The organism is Pantoea sp. JZ2, from assembly GCF_035191405.1.
In the GTDB taxonomy this organism is placed as follows: domain Bacteria; phylum Pseudomonadota; class Gammaproteobacteria; order Enterobacterales; family Enterobacteriaceae; genus Pantoea; species Pantoea stewartii.
The window spans coordinates 849,690-868,636 of sequence record NZ_CP045247.1; the positions used below are offsets into that span (position 1 = coordinate 849,690).

The window sequence follows — 18,947 nt, forward strand, 5'->3', positions numbered from 1 at the left end:
AGTGTTAAAAAGCGCAACGCTAATAGCACAATTAATGGACACTCTGGCTGGTTCTCCGTGCTAGTATCGACCCACAATTAACTCCCTGCATTCTCTTCATTCGTATTTCGGGATCCCACTCTGAGGTCGGTACATTGGGTATACGTATTCCCGTGACGCTCGGGGCCATTGAACCCCTTGCACTCACACCGTTTAAAGCCAACAAAATTGCCTTAGTGTGCGAGGGCGGCGGCCAGCGCGGCATTTTCACAGCAGGCGTTCTGGATGAGTTCCAGCGGGCAAAATTCAATCCCTTTCAGTTGCTGTTAGGCTCTTCTGCTGGTGCGCAGAACCTTTCCGCTTATATCTGCGGCCAGCCGGGCTATGCACGTCGGGTGATTACCCGCTATACCACCAGTAAGCTGTTCTTTGACCCCGTGCGTTTCCTGCGCGGCGGTAATCTTATCGATCTCGACTGGTTAATTGATATCACCCGCAGCGAATTTCCACTGGCCATGACCAGCGCAGAAACCTTGTTTGCTTCGGGGCGGCAATTTTACATGTGCGCCTGTCGCAGTGATGATTATGCCCCCAGTTACTTTGCCCCCACAGCCAGTAACTGGCTGGATATTATTAAGGCTTCCAGCGCCATTCCGGGCTTTTACCGTTTGGGCGTGGATCTGGAGGGCATAAGCTATCTGGATGGCGGCGTCAGCGATGCGATTCCCGTGCGCGAAGCGGCAAAACGCGGGGCCGATACCATTGTGGTCATCCGTACCGTGCCGTCGCAGATGTTCGATGTGCCCCGTTGGGTGACCCGTATGGAACGCTGGTTCAGCGGCGGGGCGCTGCAGCCAATGATCAAGATTCTGCACCATCACGAGCAGACCTATCGCGAAACCCAGCAGTTTATTGAAAAGCCGCCGGGTGATTTACGTATCATCGAAATCTTCCCGCCGCGCGTGTTAGCCAGTAACGCACTGGGCAGTCGTATTGCCGCGTTGAATCAGGATTACCATCTGGGGCGCCGCTGTGGTCGCTACTTTATTGCCACGCTGGGGCAATGGCTGAGCGATGCCGAGCCCCACACAGGGCTGGATATTGTGGTCCCTTCTGCGCCGGTGGCAAATGAGCCGGGGGATATCGCTCCGGTCATCCCGCTGACCGGCAACGATGGCACTTATGGCGAGGGTCCGCTGACATGAGGTTCGTTGATACCCACTGTCACTTTGATTTTCCGCCGTTTGTGGACGCGGCCGACGTCAGTCTGCGCCAGGCTGCGGACGCGGGCGTAGAAAAAATTATTGTGCCGTCGGTCGAGGCAGGGCGCTTTGACCTTGTTTGTCAGTTAGCCCGGCAGCACCGCGCATTATATGCCGCACTCGGCCTGCATCCGATTGTGACGGAGCAGCACGAGGAGCAGCACCTCGCTCAGCTTGAAAGCCTGTTACAACAGCGGCCCCCAAAGCTGGTGGCCCTCGGTGAGATCGGCCTGGATCTGTATCGGGACGATCCGCAGTTTGATAAGCAAACCTGTTTCCTGGATGCGCAACTGAAGCTGGCGAAACGTTACGATCTGCCGGTGATCCTGCATTCGCGCCGCACGCACGATCAGCTGGCACTGCATCTGCGTCGGCAGGCTGTGCCACGGCGCGGCGTCGTACACGGTTTTGCCGGTAGCCTGCAGCAGGCGCAGGCGTTTATTAAGCTCGGCTATGCGATTGGCGTAGGCGGCACGATTACGTATCCCCGCGCCAGTAAAACCCGGCAGACGATTGCCCGTTTACCGCTCTCGTCGCTGCTGCTGGAAACCGATGCGCCTGATATGCCGCTGAACGGCTACCAGGGCCAGCCAAACCGACCCGAGCGCGCCGTTTTAGTCTGGCAGGTGTTGTGTGAACTGCGTGACGAGCCGCCCGCCGAAATCGCCGACGCGTTATGGCACAACAGTCATGCGCTGTTTTCGCTTGCATAATCCCCGCCGTCACATCGTGTCCTGGTGAAATGTTATAATAGTAACATCCCTGTGGCTGAATTATACTGGCTTCCTTGCGCCATACCTTGCATATAATCTAAATTTTCGCTGAGTGTTTGCAGCCGTTTCATACTTTTATGTGATTTGGTGCACACAAAATGGTCGTTATCATTGTTAATATTATCACATTCAAGGGTGGGCGAACGTTTACCCGATGTTCTGGAGATCACCATGACCGATATTAAACAGCAGGCCCTGCGCGCCCTGAAACTGATGGATTTAACCACGCTGAACGAGGATGACACCGACGAGAAAGTGATCGCGCTCTGTCATCAGGCGAAATCTCCGGTGGGTAACACCGCTGCCATCTGTATTTATCCGCGTTTCATTCCCGTTGCGCGTAAAACGCTGCGTGAGCAGGGCACGCCTGACGTGCGCATTGCCACCGTAACCAACTTCCCTCATGGCAATGACGATATTGAGATTGCGCTGGCCGAAACCCGTGCCGCCATCGCTTACGGCGCTGATGAAGTGGATGTGGTTTTCCCTTATCGCGCGCTGATGGCAGGCAATGCGCAGGTCGGCTTTGATCTGGTCAAGGCCTGCAAAACCGCCTGTGCGGAAGCCGGCGTTTTACTGAAGGTTATTATCGAAACCGGCGAACTGAAGCAGGAAGCGCTGATTCGTCAGGCCTCTGAAATTGCGATTGATGCCGGGGCTGACTTTATCAAAACCTCAACCGGTAAAGTGCCGGTCAACGCCACGCCGGAAGTGGCGCAGATCATGATGAGCGTCATCCGCGACAAAGGTGTGAAAATGCAGGTTGGCTTCAAACCGGCAGGCGGCGTTCGCACCGCTGAAGATGCCGCTGTCTATCTGCAACTGGCGGATGACACGCTGGGTGCCGACTGGGCCGATGCCCGCCATTTCCGTTTTGGTGCCTCCAGCCTGCTGGCAAATCTGCTCAACACGCTTGGGCACAGCAGCGACACCAGCAAGTCGGGTTACTGATTCATCCGGGCGGCTCACGGCCGCCTCTTCTCCTCTTTCCCTGACGTAAGGGGGCGACATTGTACCTCGCACAAGAAATCATTCGAAAAAAACGTGACGGCCAGGCGCTGACTGAAGACGAAATTCGTTTCTTCATCAACGGGGTGCGCGATAACAGCGTGTCCGAAGGGCAAATTGCCGCACTGGCAATGACCATCTATTTCCACGATATGTCACTGCCGGAGCGCGTTGCGCTGACCATGGCGATGCGGGATTCCGGCACCGTCCTGAACTGGGCTTCACTGAATCTGAACGGGCCGGTGGTCGACAAGCACTCCACGGGCGGCGTGGGCGATGTGACCTCGCTGATGCTCGGACCCATGGTGGCGGCCTGTGGCGGCTATATCCCGATGATCTCCGGACGCGGACTGGGCCATACCGGCGGTACGCTGGATAAGCTGGAGGCGATTCCCGGTTTTGACATTTTCCCCAGCGATGACCATTTCCGCCAGACCATCAAGCAGGTTGGTGTGGCCATCATCGGGCAAACTAACTCGCTGGCACCGGCGGATAAACGTTTTTACGCGACCCGCGATATCACCGCCACCGTGGATTCCATTCCGCTGATTACCGCTTCGATCCTGGCGAAAAAACTGGCCGAAGGCCTGGATGCGCTGGTGATGGATGTCAAAGTCGGATCCGGCGCCTTTATGCCGACCTGGGAAGCCTCTGAGAGTCTGGCGCAGGCCATTGTGGGCGTGGCGAATGGCGCGGGCTGCCGTACCACGGCGCTGCTAACAGATATGAATCAGGTCCTGGCTTCTTCGGCGGGCAATGCCCTGGAAGTGCGCGAAGCCGTGCGCTTCCTGACGGGTGAGCAGCGCAATCCGCGCCTGCTGGACGTGACGCTGGCCCTGTGCAGCGAAATGCTGATTTCCGGCAAACTGGCGGCTAACGAAACCGACGCCCGTGAACAACTTCTCGCCGTGCTGGATAACGGCAAAGCCGCAGAGGTATTTGCCCGCATGGTGGCAGCACAACGTGGCCCAACCGATTTCGTTGAGCGCTACGACAGCTACCTCACAGCCCCTGTGATGAGCAAAGCGGTTTATGCCGATGGCGCAGGTTACGTCACGCAGATGGATACCCGCGCGTTAGGCATGGCGGTGGTTGCGATGGGCGGTGGACGTCAGCGCGCCAGCGACGCCATTGATTACAGCGTGGGCTTAAGCGACATGATCACGCTGGGCGAGCGGGTGGACGCTTCACGCCCGCTGGCGGTTATTCATGCCAGCAGCGAAGCGCACTGGCAGCAGGCCGCCGCCGCTGTCAAAGCGGCCATCACTCTGGGGGACAGCGCCCCGGCGACCACACCGGTGGTTTATCGCCGTGTGACTGAAGCGGGATAACGCGGATAACAGACTGTATACCGGAGACGATTCGGGTATACTGATCTGATCGCTTTTTTTTGACTTGTCGCGCGCGTTAGCGCAGGAGACTGGCATGAAACGTGCTTTTATTATGGTGCTGGATTCCTTTGGAATCGGCGCCAGCAAAGATGCCGACAAATTCGGCGATGCAGGTTCCGATACGTTAGGTCATATCGCAGAAGCCTGTTTTAACGGTAAAGCGGACCAGGGCCGTAAAGGACCGCTGCACTTACCGAATATGACCGCGTTAGGTCTGGGCAAAGCGGCCGAGCTTTCTACTGGGCGTTTCCCGCCGGGACTGGACCCTGACGCTGAGATAAAAGGCGCTTACGCTTACGCCAGCGAACGCTCATCCGGTAAAGATACGCCGTCAGGCCACTGGGAAATCGCCGGTGTGCCTGTTCTGTTCGACTGGGGCTACTTCAGCAATAAAGAGAACAGCTTTCCGCAGGAGCTGCTGGATAAACTGGTTGAGCAGGCCGAGTTGCCGGGTTATCTCGGTAACTGTCACTCATCCGGTACGGTCATTCTCGACCAGTTGGGTGAAGAACACATGGCTTCGGGCAAGCCGATTTTTTACACCTCGGCGGATTCCGTGTTTCAGATTGCCTGCCATGAAGAAACCTTCGGCTTAGATCGCCTGTATGCACTGTGTGAAATTGCGCGCGAGGAGCTGACGGAAGGCGGTTATAACATTGGCCGCGTGATTGCCCGCCCGTTCGTGGGTGACAAAGCCGGCAGCTTTGAGCGCACCGGTAACCGTCACGATCTGGCCGTGGAGCCGCCATCGCCTACCATGCTGAAGAAGCTGGTGGATGAGAAGGGCGGTCATGTGATTTCGGTAGGTAAAATTGCCGACATCTATGCGGAGCAGGGCATCACCAAAAAAGTCAAAGCCACCGGACTGGATGCGCTGTTTGATGCCACCATCCAGGAAATGAAAACCGCGCCGGATCAGGCGATTGTGTTTACCAACTTCGTAGACTTCGACTCTACCTGGGGCCATCGTCGCGATGTGGCAGGTTATGCAGGCGGGCTGGAGCTGTTCGATCGCCGCTTGCCAGAGTTGATGGAGCTGGTCAAAGAGGATGATATTTTGATCCTCACCGCCGACCACGGTTGCGATCCGACCTGGCAAGGCACGGAACATACGCGCGAGCATATTCCGATCTTAATTTACGGCCCGAAAGTCGAGCCGGGATCGCTGGGTTACCGCGATACCTTCGCGGATATCGGCCAGACGATTGCACACTATTTTGACCTGTCCCCCATGGACTACGGCAAGAACATGCTGTAAAAACAGCGAAATTTTTAAAAAGGATAGAGAATCATGGCAACTCCTCACATTAACGCAGAAATGGGTGATTTCGCTGACGTCGTACTGATGCCGGGCGATCCGCTGCGTGCGAAACACATCGCAGAAACCTTTCTGGACGATGCCGTTGAGGTCAACAACGTGCGCGGCATGCTGGGTTACACCGGCACCTATAAAGGCCGCAAAATCTCTGTTATGGGCCACGGCATGGGCATTCCGTCCTGCTCCATCTATGCGAAAGAACTGATCACCGAGTTCGGTGTGAAGAAAATCATCCGCGTGGGCTCCTGCGGTGCGGTGCGTCCCGATGTGAAACTGCGTGACATCGTGATCGGCATGGGGGCATCCACCGATTCCAAAGTGAACCGTACGCGCTTCAAAGACCATGACTTTGCCGCTATCGCGGACTTCGACATGGTGCGCAACGCGGTGGATGCGGCCAAAAACCTGGGCGTCGAGGCGCGCGTCGGTAACATCTTCTCGGCCGATCTGTTCTATACGCCCGATCCGCAGATGTTCGACGTGATGGAGAAGTACGGCATTCTGGGTGTGGAAATGGAAGCCGCAGGCATCTACGGCGTAGCCGCTGAATTTGGCGCGAAAGCGCTGACCATCTGTACCGTGTCTGACCATATCCGTACCCACGAGCAGACCACGGCCGCAGAACGCCAGACCACCTTTAATGACATGATTAAAATCGCGCTGGAGTCGGTGCTGCTGGGTGATTAATCCCCACGGTGGCTGATCGGCCCCTTTATCCGGCTGCGCATCTGCGGCCGGATGATCCTCTCCCGTTTTCCATTTCGCAACATTCTCACTAAATGACACACTTTTCATCAGGCTTGTGCATCTTCGCGCTGGCACGACGGGCTGATGTCACTATCATGAAGCCGAACAATTAATAACAACACGCCATACAGAAAATACCTGCCTGATGAATTTCCGTGATTTCGACGCTGAAGAGAAGTTGTTTGTCCGCCGTGCCGCTATGGCGTTTGTACTGGTTTGCCTGTGCTTTAGCATCCTGGGTTTTAACCTGTATCGCCTGCAGGTCCGCGACCACAGCTATTATCAGACGCGCTCGAACGAGAATGACATCAAAATGATCCCCATTGCGCCCACGCGCGGACTGATCTTTGACCGCAACGGGATCCCGCTGGTGCGCAACGTGACCTGGTATGACATCACGGTTACCCCGTACAAAGTGGAGGACATGAAGGCGCTGTTGCAAGAACTGACGCCACTGGTTGATCTGACCCCGGAAGATATCGAGCGCTTTCAGCACGATCTGCATCAGACCAGCCGCTATAAGCCCGTCATTCTCAAAGAGGAACTCACAGACGAAGAGGTGGCGCGTTTTTCGGTTAACCAGTTCCGTTTTACCGGCGTCAGCATCGATACCTATCAGGACCGGGAATATCCCTATGGGGCCGATCTCGCGCATGTGATCGGCTATGTTTCCAAAATCAACGATAATGACTACAAGCGGCTGAACGCAGAGGGCATCGCTGAAAACTATGCTGCCGACCATAACATCGGTAAGCAGGGGATTGAGGGCTATTACGAATCCCTGCTGCACGGCAAACCCGGCTATCAGGAAGTGGAAGTGGATAACCACGGGCGCATTGTCCGGGTGCTGAAAGAAGTGCCGCCGGTGGCGGGAAAGAACATTACGCTGACGCTGGATCTGCATCTGCAACAGTACGCGGAAAGCCTGCTGGTCGGGCAGCGCGCCGCGTTGCTGGTCGAAGATCCCCATGACGGCTCGGTGCTGGCGATGGTTTCCAGCCCCAGCTACGATCCCAATCCGTTCGTAAAGGGCATCAGCTATCAGGCGTACAAAAAGCTGCTGCAGGATAAAAATTTACCGCTGATCAACCGTGTCACGCAGGGCCTGTATCCGCCGGCCTCAACGGTAAAACCCTATATGGCGATGTCGGCGCTGCTCACGCACGTCATTACGCCACAGACCACCTTTTTTGGCGGGCCCACCTGGACATTACCCGGTACTGACCGCCGCTATCGCGACTGGAAAAAAAGCGGTCACGGTACGCTGGATGTCACTAAAGCGATCGAAGAGTCGGCGGATACCTTCTTCTATCAGGTGGCGTTTATGATGGGCATCGATCGTATTCACACCATGCTCAGTAAATTTGGCTACGGTCAGTCCACCGGCATCGATCTGAATGAAGAGTACAACGGACTGCTGCCCAGCCGTGACTGGAAGATGAAAGTGCATAAGAAACCCTGGTATCAGGGCGATACGGTGTCAGTCGGCATTGGTCAGGGCTACTGGATTGCCACGCCGATTCAGATGGTAAAGGCGCTGGTGGCGCTGATTAACAATGGCAGAGTCATTGCCCCGCACCTGCTGGAGAAATCGCAGCTTGGCAACCACGTGCAGCTTTACCAGCCGAAACTGCCGCAGGCGCAGATTGGCGATCCGCATTCCCCTTACTGGTCGCTGGTGCGTCACGCGATGTTTGGCATGGCTAACGCGCCGAACGGCACAGGCTACAAGTATTTCCACACCGCGCCTTATGGCATTGCGGCCAAGAGTGGAACGTCGCAGGTATTCAGCCTGAAACAAAATCAGACCTACAATGCCAAAATGATCCCGGTGCGGCTGCGCGATCATACGTTTTATACCGCCTTCGCCCCCTTTAACGATCCTAAGGTGGCTGTGGCGTTGATCCTGGAAAATGGGGGCAGCGAAGGCGTGCTGGCCGCGCCGGTAATGCGGCAGCTTCTCGATCATATTTTCCTGCCGCCCACCACGCCGCCGCCCGTTGAGGTTGCCCAGCGTCCGGCCCGCTAGCGGAAAAATACCCGGTTACGTCCGTGCTTTTTAGCATCATAGAGTGCGGCGTCGGCATGCGTATAAAGCGCTTCGAAGTGGTAGCCCGCCGCGCCCCAACTCACGCCCAGGCTGGCGGTGACCAGCCGCTCGGGCAACGCATCCAGGGGAGACGCGTTCAGTGAGGCGAGAATCGCCCCGGCGACAATCACCGCTTCCCCAAGGAACGTATCCGGCAGCATAATCGTGAACTCTTCCCCCCCAATGCGCCCGATGCTGGCAATGTCCGGTGTGTTGCGCTGGATACGTTGCACCAGCTCGCAGATCACTTTGTCCCCGGTGGGATGGCCATATTCGTCGTTAATCCGTTTAAAAAAATCGATATCAAGAATGATCAGAGCGGCGGGGGTTCGCGTCAGTGTGTCGCTGATGCGCTGAATAATGGCGCTGCGGTTCCAGACATTCGTCAGCGGATCGTGAGTGGCTTTGTACTCCAGCTCTCTCGTCAGCTCAATAAGCTGCTCATTCACCCGGTTTAACTCACGCTCGGCCCGATCGCTGCGCGAGATCAGCCGGTAGGTTTCGCGCATCAGCCGCTGATAGTGGTTATTAAGATCGGACAGCGCCTGGCGGTACTCTTCGGCGTGCAGACAGCTCTGCGCCGCCACATGGCTGGCATGGTTCAGCGCCTGGGTTTCTTCCAGAAACAGCTCATTAAGGTGCGTCATTGGCGCTGTTCCGCATGTAATGTGACGGTCAGGGCGGTGAAATCCAGCGACAGCTCCTCGCCAAACTCTTCTGACACGTCATCTTCAGCGTCATAGAACCAGTTCAGCACAATCTCACAGCCGTTCTGCGCCAGCCTGTTGAACTGATCGAACAGCCCAAACAGCATTTTGGTGCTGGAGCTGTTGAAATAGCTCAGGTCGATATTGACTTCAGTCAGCTGGCTGGCCTGCGGTTGCCAGGATTCCAGTGCACTTTGCAGCGGGCGATAAAAGGCGGCCGCATTTTCCGGCCAGGATTCGCCCCGCAGGGAAAATCGCTGGGCCGCAAAATCAAATTCCACGGCGGGCGTGCATTCGGTGGCGGTGAGATGAATGGTTTGCATAGAGGATTCTTTAGTCATGGCAGATTGTCGCCTTTAGCCAAAAGGCAGAGAGCTCGCTGGCTTCCAGTGGCTGGAAGCAGTATTCCAGCGGTTCACTGACGTCGCGGGCAAGGGTAAGTAAGCCGATATTGGCGCCTTTGCTCCAGACAGGACTCTCTGCGCGTAACCGACTGCGGTAGGCTTGTTTAATTTCGTCTGCGTTCATGACCCGTAACGAGTCCAGATCGCCACGCAGTTGAACGCTGGCATCGCTGCCTACCAGATTGGCACTTTCCAGATAGTAGCGCCCACCATCATAGCGCAGGCTCAGCGATCCAAAACGATAGAGCTGATCGTTGTGGCTCAGCGCCCGGCTGTCCTGCGAGTAGCGCAGGATGTTTTGCGCGATCTCGACAAAGCTGGAGAACAGCCGTCGTCGCACTTTCTGTGACTGCTCGTGGTTCTCCAGAAACAGTTTGACCACTTCACCCATTGCCGTGATGTTTTGCGGCGAAAAAAAGCCGGTGTACTGGAGCGCGATAAGACCAGATTGCGATTCGGTGTTGAACGGCAGACCACGGAGTGATTCGTTTTTCATTTTCTTCCCGGTGCAATCAATAGCGAAAGCCAAACCAGGTGACGTCGTCGCGTCGCGCCTGGTTACCTTGCCAGCTTAAATAGTCTTGCTGAAACGCCAGCGATAACTCCGCCATAGGCAAATGCTGATAGCGCATCAGCAGTGACTGAATACGCTTATTGCCAAACATAATATTGCGCTCGCCACCCGGCTGATCGGTGACGCCGTCCGTCAGCACAAACAGCATATCGCCGCGATTAAATGCCAGGCTCTGTTCTGGCCAGTCATAATCCTCCGGCGTATCGGTATACCCCACGCCGACGCGATCCTGGCTGAGCGCGATGATTTCGTTACTGATGTTGCTGAGCATAAATGCCTGGGTTCGGGCGCTGGCCCAACGCAGCTGATGCAGTTCGGTATCGACAGACAGCACGATGGCATCGCAGCCATCGTTAGAGAGTGACGTTTGCTGAGACGCATTTAACTGTCCCAGGGTTTGTTTAATATGGTGGTTAAGCGCATGCAGAATGCGGGCAGGCGCCTGCAGATCGGCCTCGCGTAGCGCATTTTCCAGCGCAGACTGCAAAATTACCGTCATAAAGGCACCAGGAATGCCGTGGCCCGTACAGTCGGCAATGACCGCCAGCCAGCCGTTATTATGACGGTGAAAGGCGTAATAATCGCCCCCCACGCCGTCCCTGGGCTGCCAGTACAGACACCAGTCGTCGAGCAGAGTCGCGATTAGCTGGTTGGATCGGTCCAGCATCGCGTCCTGAATCACCCGCGCGTAATCAATGCTTTGTAAAATCTGCTGATGCTGGCGCGCCTGTAAGTCGGAGACGCGGCGGATCAGATCGATCCCTAAACCAATGCCAATATAGTGTCCGTTCTCCGTCAGGATAAAGCCATCAGCGACGGACTTATCGCCATTGGCCACCACCTGCTGCGCCACGCTTTCCAGCGTGTTTTCTACATCGATTACCAGCGGGAACTTATCCATAAAGGCAATGCAGCTTTTACGGTCATACAGTTCGGGAAAGAAGGGCCGCGCCATCTGCGACAAAAAGATGTGGCGGTTAATCATGCCAAACGGTTTGCCGTTTTCTACCACGGGCAAACCGATGAGATCTTTATGCTCGGCAAACAGCGCCATCACCGCACGGTTATCCGTCTCCGGACTGACAAAAGGGACCTCAATGCATAACACCCGCGCGTCGTAACGACTTGAGGCGGAAACCACAGTATTCACAGAGGCGGGTAACTGCATGATGCGGCTCTTGATTGTCCAGGAATAATCTTAAGAGTAATGAGCGCAGATGACGGATTTATGGCAAAAAAACAGTTAGTAAAAAGAGCGCCGATAAATCGTGGATAAAGCAAAATAGCAGCGAAAAACCGCCAGCCAGGCGGCGTTAGACAGCGTGAAAATCCGGCACCCGAGTTATGCGCCACCGGGACCGGCGGTCAATGTTGCTGCGGTTGATGGAAAAGGCGGCAGTTGATTTCATTTTTGTGAAAAGCGTTTGACGCTGGGGCCTGCATAGGGTTTAATGCGCCCCGTTGCCCGAATAGCTCAGTCGGTAGAGCAGGGGATTGAAAATCCCCGTGTCCCTGGTTCGATTCCGGGTTCGGGCACCACTCTTCAGAGCCTGTTCGTTAAGAGATGAGATCCTTAACGGGCAAGACAGAGATCCCTTTTCGTCATCGTGCAGGATGAGTCGCATTCGTTCTACACTTGAAGATTATGGGATTAAGAATCCGGATGATGTTGGTAGCATCATCCGGATTTCTCACATCCCGAGTATTTCAATTACAGGTTTTTACCTTTTCACAAGGTTTGTGTCAACGATCTGTAAATGAAACCGCGCTAATTTTTCCTCCACTGATATCAATCCGTTAGAAATTTGACTTAGGAATAGTCCTAGAGCATAAATGCGCTTTCAAGATTCCTTCGGAGATGATCCATATTCGCTTCAACATACTCCAGAGTGACCGCAACACTTGAATGCCCCAGCAACATTTTCACGTCATTCAGGCTTCGTTCCGGTGTTTTCATCAGGTCTGTAGCGATGGTATGCCTGAAACGGTGCGGGCTGATATCACACTGACACTCGCGTGAAAGCCGCCTGAAAAACGCCCTCATTGGGGGATGATCCATGTTACTGCCTATGACGGTTTTCTTTTTTAAACGACTGAAACGGTTGATATTAAACAGTTGATCCTTCGGCCTTGCGCCCATTTGTTTAGCCTGACGGTACAGATCTTCAAGGCGAGGCCTCAGCTTGTCCGTGACAGGCACCCGGTGTTCTCGATGATTTTTTGAGCCTTCAGGTCTCAGCTCAATAACACCCTGTTTAAGATCCACATCGCACAGCCTTATATGCAGCAGCTGGTTTTGACGCATGCCCGTAAACTTTAGCGTTTCAATCACTGTCATCCAGAACCATGCGGGTTCAAGCGCGTTCGGCCGGGGATCATGAATACCGATTTGCTCCTGTTCAATTTTTCGTTGCATTACGAGATCAATTTTCTTCATTTGTTCCCGGGTAAGTGTTTTCTTTCGTTTACGGTCTGGCTTAACAACCACGCCATTAAACGGATTGTCCCGTGCAGTAACGAGAGAGTGCGTTATAGCGTGGTTAAACAGCGCTCTCATATGTGCAACTTTATTATTCCATGTCCGTTTACTGCAGTTTTGTTCGTTCAGAACGTGACGTCGCCATTTAAGAACATCAAGGCGACATATACTTTCAGGCAATATTTTACCTTCACTGAATTCTGTGAAAGTTTTTACAACCTTTCTGTAGCTCCATTCACTGGCTGGGCGGAGAACCTTACTGAAAAAATAGTCGTTCAGAATGTCATCGAAGGTCGTTTTTTCAGACATGGTAACCTCGTATTTTATTAACCCTGTAATTACTCTCTTTTAGGAGAGAGCCATATGCTGTCTGAAAGACAGCGTCCTTTCTTTAAAATAATGTCAGACTTAATCATGTAGCCCGACAGTTTGGTGAACTGACCGCGTTTATCCGGCGAGTCATATTTATGGTAGGGGTAAAGCCCCTTTCCATTTCGTATGTGGTGAAGGCCCAGTGATTCAAAGTTTTTCTGCAGCTTGTTTTTTTCGTATTTATTTTCTGTCTGCGAGGAAATAAACCGGAAAAACACATCGGGCGATATCATAAAAATAAAACCGGACAGCATATGCAGAAGACTGTCGGACTCATTAACGGTAATTTTTCCGGCCTCCACGCTCTCCCGCAGCCAGTCCAGAAAAACGGTGCCCTCAGAGGGTTCACTGTCCCCCGCCGGCTTACCGTCTTCCGTTTGCTCCCGCTTCGTTGACTCAGCAGTTTGTACGGCTGATAAGACGGGTGCCTCCCCTTTAGCCATCAGGTCCAGTACCGAAAGTAAATCCACTCTCTGTTTAATTTCTGAATCTTCCTTTTCATTTTCACTCTCTGAACCATACTCAGTCGCTTCGCGCCCGCCGATTGCAGACTGCAGCGCGGAGCTCAGTACCGGTAACTCAGTTTCTTCTGTTCCGGGACAGGCCTCCTCTACGGCTGCCTGTGTGGAAGTATACGCTGCCGCTTCGCTTTCAATTGGCTCTGAAATATTTGCTGAAATGATGTGACTCGACAAAAGGACAGGTGCGTTATCTGCTAATTTTGGGGCGTTATGAGCATGTTGCATTTCCGGCGTCGGGTTTACAGAAGACGTGCCAGTAATAACTGAAAGACCACCTGTTTCCAGACCCGCCCCCTCCCGCGCCTGCATGATGATGCTGTAAAGCACTCCGGCACCGGCACGCTCACCCGACATAAACTGAAGAAGACAGCGTGACGCTTCCGGCCACTGGTGAAGCCACAGCATGCCTGTTTCTGGCAGCAGCTTTGCCGCCATATACTGACCTGTCAGGGCCTGAGCCCGGGCAGTCTTTGCGGGCCGGACCCGCCACGGGCCGTCCGGCGTGTGCAGCCCCGGATACCAGATTTTTCCGGACTGTGTCGCGCCTTCCACCTGCGTCAGCCAGGGCAGATGATGAAACAGGCCTGCCCAGAATACCGCGCAGACCCAGCCCGGGGCCTGTGCCGACTGCTCTTCAGGTGTGGCACCTGGCGGCAGCATCATTCCCCTGACGAGCCTGACCGCCCGGACGGCCACGCCGAGGCTCAGGTCACCAAATCCCCCCGGTGACGAATAGGCACCGTTCCATGCGGCCGGGCAGTCCTGCACACGCTCAAGCATCGTCTGCGCAGGCATCAGCCACCAAGCCCCGGTAACGGACTGTGAAAGCGGGCTGTTATCCGCCAGCATTCTGACAAGCCTGCGGCGCTCCTCCGTCTGCATGAGCATGCTGCCCTCCAGAACCGGGCGAAACGCCACCTCCCTGACGACCGCACTCGCCATCTGCTCTGCAGGCCTGTTGTTTCCCCGCCCCGTCAGCCACTTCATCACCCGCTCCATCGACACCCGCTCTTTATCTGAAATGACGTAACGCTAAGAGACGGGGCGACATTTGCAACGTTAAACCTGGATTTAGCGCAGAGAGATATTCTGCTTGCGTTAATTTTCAGGAACGGATTCAGGATTAACGACGGACGGCTTTAACGTCCCGTGCTTTTCTTGCGCAACCTTCCTTTAATTAATCTAAACTCACTCATGCAGCAACGTCTGGTAGCGCTGTACCTTCTTCTGTGGCTGACTCTGTCCGGCAGCATCAGCCTTTTTATTTCATCCGGCCGCGATGCATTCTTTTTTATGTGGCTGCTTACGGCTCTATCTCCGTTCCTGCTCAGACCCCTTGACTGGCTGACCCGTCAGCTGCTCAGGAAGCCCTGCATGCTGAGCCGCAGAAAACGTATCACCGTTCATCTGTCACCCTGTCAGCCAACCGTCGGACTCACGCCTGAGCGCGTGAGCTGGTTCTGGTCGGGGGTGTTTGAGTCAACTGAAGCCGCGTTAGCCGGGGGGAAAACCGTTGTAGTTGCTTCACATCTGCTGACGCCTGCCCGTGCCGCCAGGCTCAGGACATACCTGAAGGTGCGGGGCTGGTCTTACCGCAGCAGGCTGACCAGCGTCCCTTTCCGGGATTCAGCCCGCGCGCTGATGCAGATGGAAATCCTCTTCCGGCAGTGGCACTGGCGTTGTCCGTCCCGGACCTGGTGGCCGGTGATGCTGCTGAAAAAAACTTCTGAACCGGAAAAATAATTTCGTGTGTTAAGTCACAAAGGCAATGTTCAGACTGATTACACGCATGTATTCGATCTGAACGATCGAAATATCGCGTTATGCAAGGCACGGTTTCGCCAGGTGTTGTATTCACACCGAATACAGAAAAGATTAACAAAATATTTTCTCATTAAGCCAACACAAGAAACTTTATGAAACGCATGGACCTGACAGAAATCCTGTCCCGGGTCGCCTTAGAACAGACCGATGAACAGAGGCAACTGCTTGAGCAGTTTGCGGAAGGGAAGAAACCTGTAAGTCCGCCAGTGACCATTCGTTTCCGGCCGGCATCAAGAGAATTTGTTAATCAGGCATCACTTAAACTCGGCATCTCCGTTTCGGAACTGGTCAATGTGATTGTCTAGGGCGTCATGACAGAAACCACAGCGCCCCACAAAGCCACGGTTAACCGTGTTTATGGGGTCAGTTTGGATATCGAAAATTATTGTAAGTTAAGGCTGTTTTTTGACCTTACGACTTTAGCTGGTCTCAACCGACGAAACTTACCTGAAGTCGGTATCCGGTTGCTTTTCCATATATAATCGCCTGTCAGATTGATGTGCTCCCAGCCTAACGGCGACAAATGCGACAGCAGTTGTTCGTTGATCTTTAGTCCCTTACGCTTCAGGGCATCGACCGCTCTTTCCATATAGACGGTATTCCACAGCGAGATAGCTGCTGTCAGCAGCGTCAGTCCACTGGCGCGATAGCTCTGATTTTCCGGTTTTCTGTCCCTGATTTCACCCAGACGGTGCAGGAATACCGCGCGCGCAAGCGCGTTACGGGCTTCCCGTTTATTCAGTCCCGCCTGGACCCGCCGACGCAGTGCCGGATCGCGAAACCAGTCGAGCATAAACAGCGTTCGTTCAATACGGCCAATTTCCCTCAGTGCTTTGGCAAGTCCGTTTTGCTTGGGGTAGCTGGCAAGCTTTTTCAGCATCAGGGATGCCGTCACGGTTCCCTGCTTTATCGAGGTTGCCAGGCGCAGCACTTCACGCCAGTGAATTTCGATCTCTTTCAGATTCAGGCTGGTTGTTGATATCAGTGACTGAAGCGCCGGGTATTGGTCTGCTTTCGCTTTGATAAACAGCTTCTTGTCGTGGAGATCCCTGATTCGCGGACAGAATGCAAATCCCAGCAGATGCATCAGGGCAAAGACATGATCGGTGAAACCAGCTGTATCGGTGTAATGCTCCCTGATTTCCAGGTCGCTTTCGTGGTACAGCAGGCCATCGAGCACATGGGTTGAATCCCTGACCCGACTGATTATACAGGTGTAAAACGGGCTGTATTGATCCGAAATATGGGTATAAAACTGACGTCCGGGCTCCTGCCCGTATTTCGGGTTAACCTGCCCTGCGTATCGGCCTGAGCTGCCTGTTCTGAAATTTTGTCCGTCTGATGATGACGTTGTTCCGTCTCCCCAGAATGCCGCCAGTGGTCTTTTTCCCTGCGCATTTACCAGCTCAGCAAGAGCGGCTGAATAGGTTTCGTCGCGGATGTACCATGCCTGAATATCTTCGAGTGATGATTTGGTGCTCCCGGGGCAGGCTTCTGCCATTTTGGTCAGGCCAAGATTGATGCCATCCGCAAGAATGGTGGTGAGGAGCAGGCGGGTAACGGGACGGGTAATGTCATTTTTTATATGCAAAAAATGACGGGTAAACGTCGTCCAGCTGTTTACCTCATCGAGAATTTCCGTGATTTTAGGTCGCGGTAGCATGCTGTAAACCAGCTCTGCCAGCGGTGAAACCTGTGCCGGAACGCAGTTATCCAGCGGAGAGACTTTTACGCCCCTGTCAGATATTTCCACATCGGGCAGTTCACCAAGGGCAGTCATGGCATTGACCTCTTCAAGTCTGGACTGTAGCAGGGTCATACGGCTGGTAATGTACTCATGACAATCAGCAGATACGGGCAGGGGCAGCGCCGGTGTGAGTTTGTCAAAGTCCTTTTCGGGAATGAGGTAATCATCAAAATTTTTGTAGCGGCGCGAGCCTTTAACCCAGATGTCCCCGGAGCGCAACGCTCCCTTAAGCTCGCTGAGCGCACAAAATTCATAATACTGTCGGTCAATACCCGCAGGTGTAATCACCACCCTGCGCCAGCTTTCAGGGACAAACTCAAGCGGCGCAGTCGCCGGAACTTTACGTGACTGCTTCCGGTACATATCCTTGATCACAACCAGCGCATCAGCCAGAGGTTGTGCTGCCGGGGTTGCGACTAACTGTAAAGCGGATAACATGCGCGGGGCATATTTCCGTAATGTGCTGTAGTTTTCAGTAATAATATGCAGCGGGTCAAAATTATTTTTTCTGGAGAGATGGCGTGTTTCCTCCAGACTGGCGACAAACTCAGGCCACGGTAGTATGGTTTCTATTGCGAGCCATGGATCGCCACCGGAGTCGCGGGCATCAGACAGCGCCTGACCAACATCGATGTACTGCCTCAGTTTGGACTGGATCAGCTTTCCGGTCTGCTGAAGGCGCTCAGCCTGTGTTCTTTTGGCTTTGCTGAAAAGGCTGTTCAGCATTCGCTCATGCAGCTCAATCACTTCGTCTGTCAGTGTGGCTCTGGCTTCTTCCAGCACGCAGACCAGGATCGCATGACGGCGGGCTGCTGAAAATCGGGTCAAATCCCGGCTACTCATCTTTCGGCCTTCCCTCGGCAGTTTCAGCAACCGGTTCTGGTGAATGGTACGTTCTATACCTTCAGGTAATGCCAGCGATTCAATGCTGCTGAGCCGATCAAGGTGTTGCAGCACGTTCTTACCATTGATTTTACCCGGCGGTTGCAGAAGCCATGTCAGCCTGGAAGACTGATTATCTGAGGACTCAAGTAAACGATCCAGGGCATCCCTGTGCGCCGGAGTTAACGGGGCATTCGGGGTCTGAAATACGATTTTATCGCCGCCAGCCATGGCCTCTGCACAGGTGTGTTCCACGACATCAATCGCGGGGATTATCACGTTGTTCTTCCGGAGCCAGACCAGCAGTTCTTCGGCCAGGAGAATACCTTTATCGGTGCGCGTCGCCATCGGCAGCAGGTGTGTAATACAGTTCTGCTGTATTTTGCCGGTGAACGCTTTTACGCCAAGATAGCGGTACAGTTCGGTTAAATGCTCGCGGCGGGTGGAATTCCTGCCGGAAAGGTAAGCAGGCCAGAGATCCCCGGCAAGTTTTAGCCTGCTGGCGATATGTTTCAGCAGCGCATCAGAGGGCGGGATTTTTTTATCCGGGGCAAAGCCAACATTTTTCAGATAGCAAAGAAGGACGGCAAAACCAAAACGGCTGGCAGGTTTACGATGGGCACTGATAAGTGCCAGATCATGTTCACTGAAATAAGCCATCCGGGTCAGCGTTAACTCATCGTCTGGTAATTTCAGTAATGATTCTCTTTCAGAAAGAGAAAGAATCTGCCTCCTTGAAATATAGTTTTCCTTGTAAATTATTCAGTGCGGTATTTTTAACAGAACCAGATATGGTATAAGAGTATACCCTTATGCCATAACCAAACCGTGACGGCTCACGATAAATGACATAACCTATATGCGATAGAG

14 protein-coding genes, 1 tRNA gene and 2 pseudogenes are annotated in these 18,947 nt (G+C 54.0%); 10 read left to right on the forward strand and 7 right to left on the reverse strand.

Annotated features, from left to right (window positions below; genetic code table 11):
- Window positions 1-134: 134 nt before the first annotated feature.
- From GC087_RS04240 to mrdA, 7 genes are all read left to right on the forward strand, one after another.
- Entirely contained in the window at window positions 135-1,184 is a 1,050-nt protein-coding gene (locus GC087_RS04240) for a patatin-like phospholipase family protein (RefSeq protein ID WP_282498190.1), read from the forward strand.
- Window positions 1,181-1,954: a metal-dependent hydrolase gene (locus GC087_RS04245; protein ID WP_006118238.1), complete on the forward strand. Its 774-nt coding sequence runs from the start codon at window positions 1,181-1,183 to the stop codon at window positions 1,952-1,954. The genes GC087_RS04240 and GC087_RS04245 overlap by 4 nt, the downstream gene beginning before the upstream one ends.
- Before the next feature lie 231 nt (window positions 1,955-2,185).
- Window positions 2,186-2,965 (forward strand): deoxyribose-phosphate aldolase, encoded by a 780-nt coding sequence (gene deoC, locus GC087_RS04250; RefSeq protein ID WP_006118239.1) that lies wholly within the window; start codon window positions 2,186-2,188, stop codon window positions 2,963-2,965.
- Between the two features lie 59 nt (window positions 2,966-3,024).
- Entirely contained in the window at window positions 3,025-4,353 is a 1,329-nt protein-coding gene (gene deoA, locus GC087_RS04255) for a thymidine phosphorylase (protein WP_054687052.1), read from the forward strand.
- 94 nt (window positions 4,354-4,447) lie between these two features.
- Window positions 4,448-5,671 (forward strand): phosphopentomutase, encoded by a 1,224-nt coding sequence (deoB, locus tag GC087_RS04260; RefSeq protein WP_324029755.1) that lies wholly within the window; start codon window positions 4,448-4,450, stop codon window positions 5,669-5,671.
- 33 nt (window positions 5,672-5,704) lie between these two features.
- Complete coding sequence (gene deoD / locus GC087_RS04265; RefSeq protein WP_324029756.1) at window positions 5,705-6,418, forward strand: purine-nucleoside phosphorylase; 714 nt, start codon at window positions 5,705-5,707, stop codon at window positions 6,416-6,418.
- Window positions 6,419-6,623: 205 nt separating this feature from the next.
- Window positions 6,624-8,507, forward strand: coding sequence for a peptidoglycan DD-transpeptidase MrdA2 (mrdA, locus tag GC087_RS04270; RefSeq protein WP_039342248.1), 1,884 nt, complete (start codon window positions 6,624-6,626; stop codon window positions 8,505-8,507).
- On the opposite strand, the gene GC087_RS04275 is transcribed toward mrdA, so the two are convergent.
- From GC087_RS04275 to GC087_RS04290, 4 genes are read right to left on the reverse strand one after another with little or no spacing between them, the layout of a single operon-like run.
- Window positions 8,504-9,214 carry a GGDEF domain-containing protein gene (locus tag GC087_RS04275; RefSeq protein ID WP_324029757.1) on the reverse strand — a complete coding sequence of 237 codons (711 nt, stop codon included), beginning with the start codon at window positions 9,212-9,214 and terminating at the stop codon, window positions 8,504-8,506. The two genes, mrdA and GC087_RS04275, sit on opposite strands and share 4 nt — an antisense overlap.
- Window positions 9,211-9,615 (reverse strand): DUF1987 domain-containing protein, encoded by a 405-nt coding sequence (locus GC087_RS04280; protein WP_033739731.1) that lies wholly within the window; start codon window positions 9,613-9,615, stop codon window positions 9,211-9,213. Before GC087_RS04280 ends, GC087_RS04275 begins: the two co-directional genes overlap by 4 nt.
- Window positions 9,608-10,174, reverse strand: a complete 567-nt coding sequence (locus GC087_RS04285; protein ID WP_006118245.1) for a SiaB family protein kinase — start codon at window positions 10,172-10,174, stop codon at window positions 9,608-9,610. Before GC087_RS04285 ends, GC087_RS04280 begins: the two co-directional genes overlap by 8 nt.
- A gap of 16 nt (window positions 10,175-10,190) precedes the next feature.
- Window positions 10,191-11,420: a SpoIIE family protein phosphatase gene (locus tag GC087_RS04290; RefSeq protein ID WP_006118246.1), complete on the reverse strand. Its 1,230-nt coding sequence runs from the start codon at window positions 11,418-11,420 to the stop codon at window positions 10,191-10,193.
- A gap of 295 nt (window positions 11,421-11,715) precedes the next feature.
- Between GC087_RS04290 and GC087_RS04295 the strand changes: the two genes are divergently transcribed.
- Window positions 11,716-11,791 (forward strand) — tRNA-Phe (locus GC087_RS04295).
- Between the two features lie 283 nt (window positions 11,792-12,074).
- On the opposite strand, the gene GC087_RS04300 is transcribed toward GC087_RS04295, so the two are convergent.
- Together GC087_RS04300 and GC087_RS04305 are read right to left on the reverse strand one after the other, a co-directional pair.
- Window positions 12,075-13,040, reverse strand: a complete 966-nt coding sequence (locus GC087_RS04300; protein WP_064353042.1) for a tyrosine-type recombinase/integrase — start codon at window positions 13,038-13,040, stop codon at window positions 12,075-12,077.
- A gap of 29 nt (window positions 13,041-13,069) precedes the next feature.
- Window positions 13,070-14,623, reverse strand: a complete 1,554-nt coding sequence (locus tag GC087_RS04305) for a conjugal transfer nickase/helicase domain-containing protein (RefSeq protein ID WP_064353041.1) — start codon at window positions 14,621-14,623, stop codon at window positions 13,070-13,072.
- Window positions 14,624-14,998: 375 nt separating this feature from the next.
- On the opposite strand from GC087_RS04305, the gene GC087_RS04310 reads away from it, so the two are divergent.
- A complete protein-coding gene (locus tag GC087_RS04310) occupies window positions 14,999-15,367 on the forward strand; it encodes a pili assembly chaperone (protein WP_226376333.1) in 369 nt (122 codons plus the stop codon).
- Window positions 15,368-15,540: 173 nt separating this feature from the next.
- Window positions 15,541-15,750, forward strand: a pseudogene (locus GC087_RS04315) (conjugal transfer protein TraE); the annotation flags it as partial.
- Between the two features lie 90 nt (window positions 15,751-15,840).
- On the opposite strand, the pseudogene GC087_RS04320 reads toward GC087_RS04315, so the two are convergent.
- Window positions 15,841-18,818, reverse strand: a pseudogene (locus GC087_RS04320) (Tn3 family transposase).
- Window positions 18,819-18,947 lie beyond the last annotated feature (129 nt).

Excerpts from the sequence above, each read along its gene's own strand:
- GC087_RS04245 (WP_006118238.1), top strand. The coding sequence starts at position 1,181 with ATGAGGTTCGTTGATACCCACTGTCACTTTGATTTTCCGCCGTTTGTG.
- deoC (WP_006118239.1), top strand. The coding sequence starts at position 2,186 with ATGACCGATATTAAACAGCAGGCCCTGCGCGCCCTGAAACTGATGGAT.
- deoB (WP_324029755.1), top strand. The coding sequence starts at position 4,448 with ATGAAACGTGCTTTTATTATGGTGCTGGATTCCTTTGGAATCGGCGCC.
- deoD (WP_324029756.1), top strand. The coding sequence starts at position 5,705 with ATGGCAACTCCTCACATTAACGCAGAAATGGGTGATTTCGCTGACGTC.
- mrdA (WP_039342248.1), top strand. The coding sequence starts at position 6,624 with ATGAATTTCCGTGATTTCGACGCTGAAGAGAAGTTGTTTGTCCGCCGT.
- GC087_RS04275 (WP_324029757.1), bottom strand. The coding sequence starts at position 9,214 with ATGACGCACCTTAATGAGCTGTTTCTGGAAGAAACCCAGGCGCTGAAC.
- GC087_RS04280 (WP_033739731.1), bottom strand. The coding sequence starts at position 9,615 with ATGACTAAAGAATCCTCTATGCAAACCATTCATCTCACCGCCACCGAA.
- GC087_RS04285 (WP_006118245.1), bottom strand. The coding sequence starts at position 10,174 with ATGAAAAACGAATCACTCCGTGGTCTGCCGTTCAACACCGAATCGCAA.
- GC087_RS04290 (WP_006118246.1), bottom strand. The coding sequence starts at position 11,420 with ATGCAGTTACCCGCCTCTGTGAATACTGTGGTTTCCGCCTCAAGTCGT.
- GC087_RS04300 (WP_064353042.1), bottom strand. The coding sequence starts at position 13,040 with ATGTCTGAAAAAACGACCTTCGATGACATTCTGAACGACTATTTTTTC.
- GC087_RS04305 (WP_064353041.1), bottom strand. The coding sequence starts at position 14,623 with ATGGAGCGGGTGATGAAGTGGCTGACGGGGCGGGGAAACAACAGGCCT.
- GC087_RS04310 (WP_226376333.1), top strand. The coding sequence starts at position 14,999 with ATGCTGAGCCGCAGAAAACGTATCACCGTTCATCTGTCACCCTGTCAG.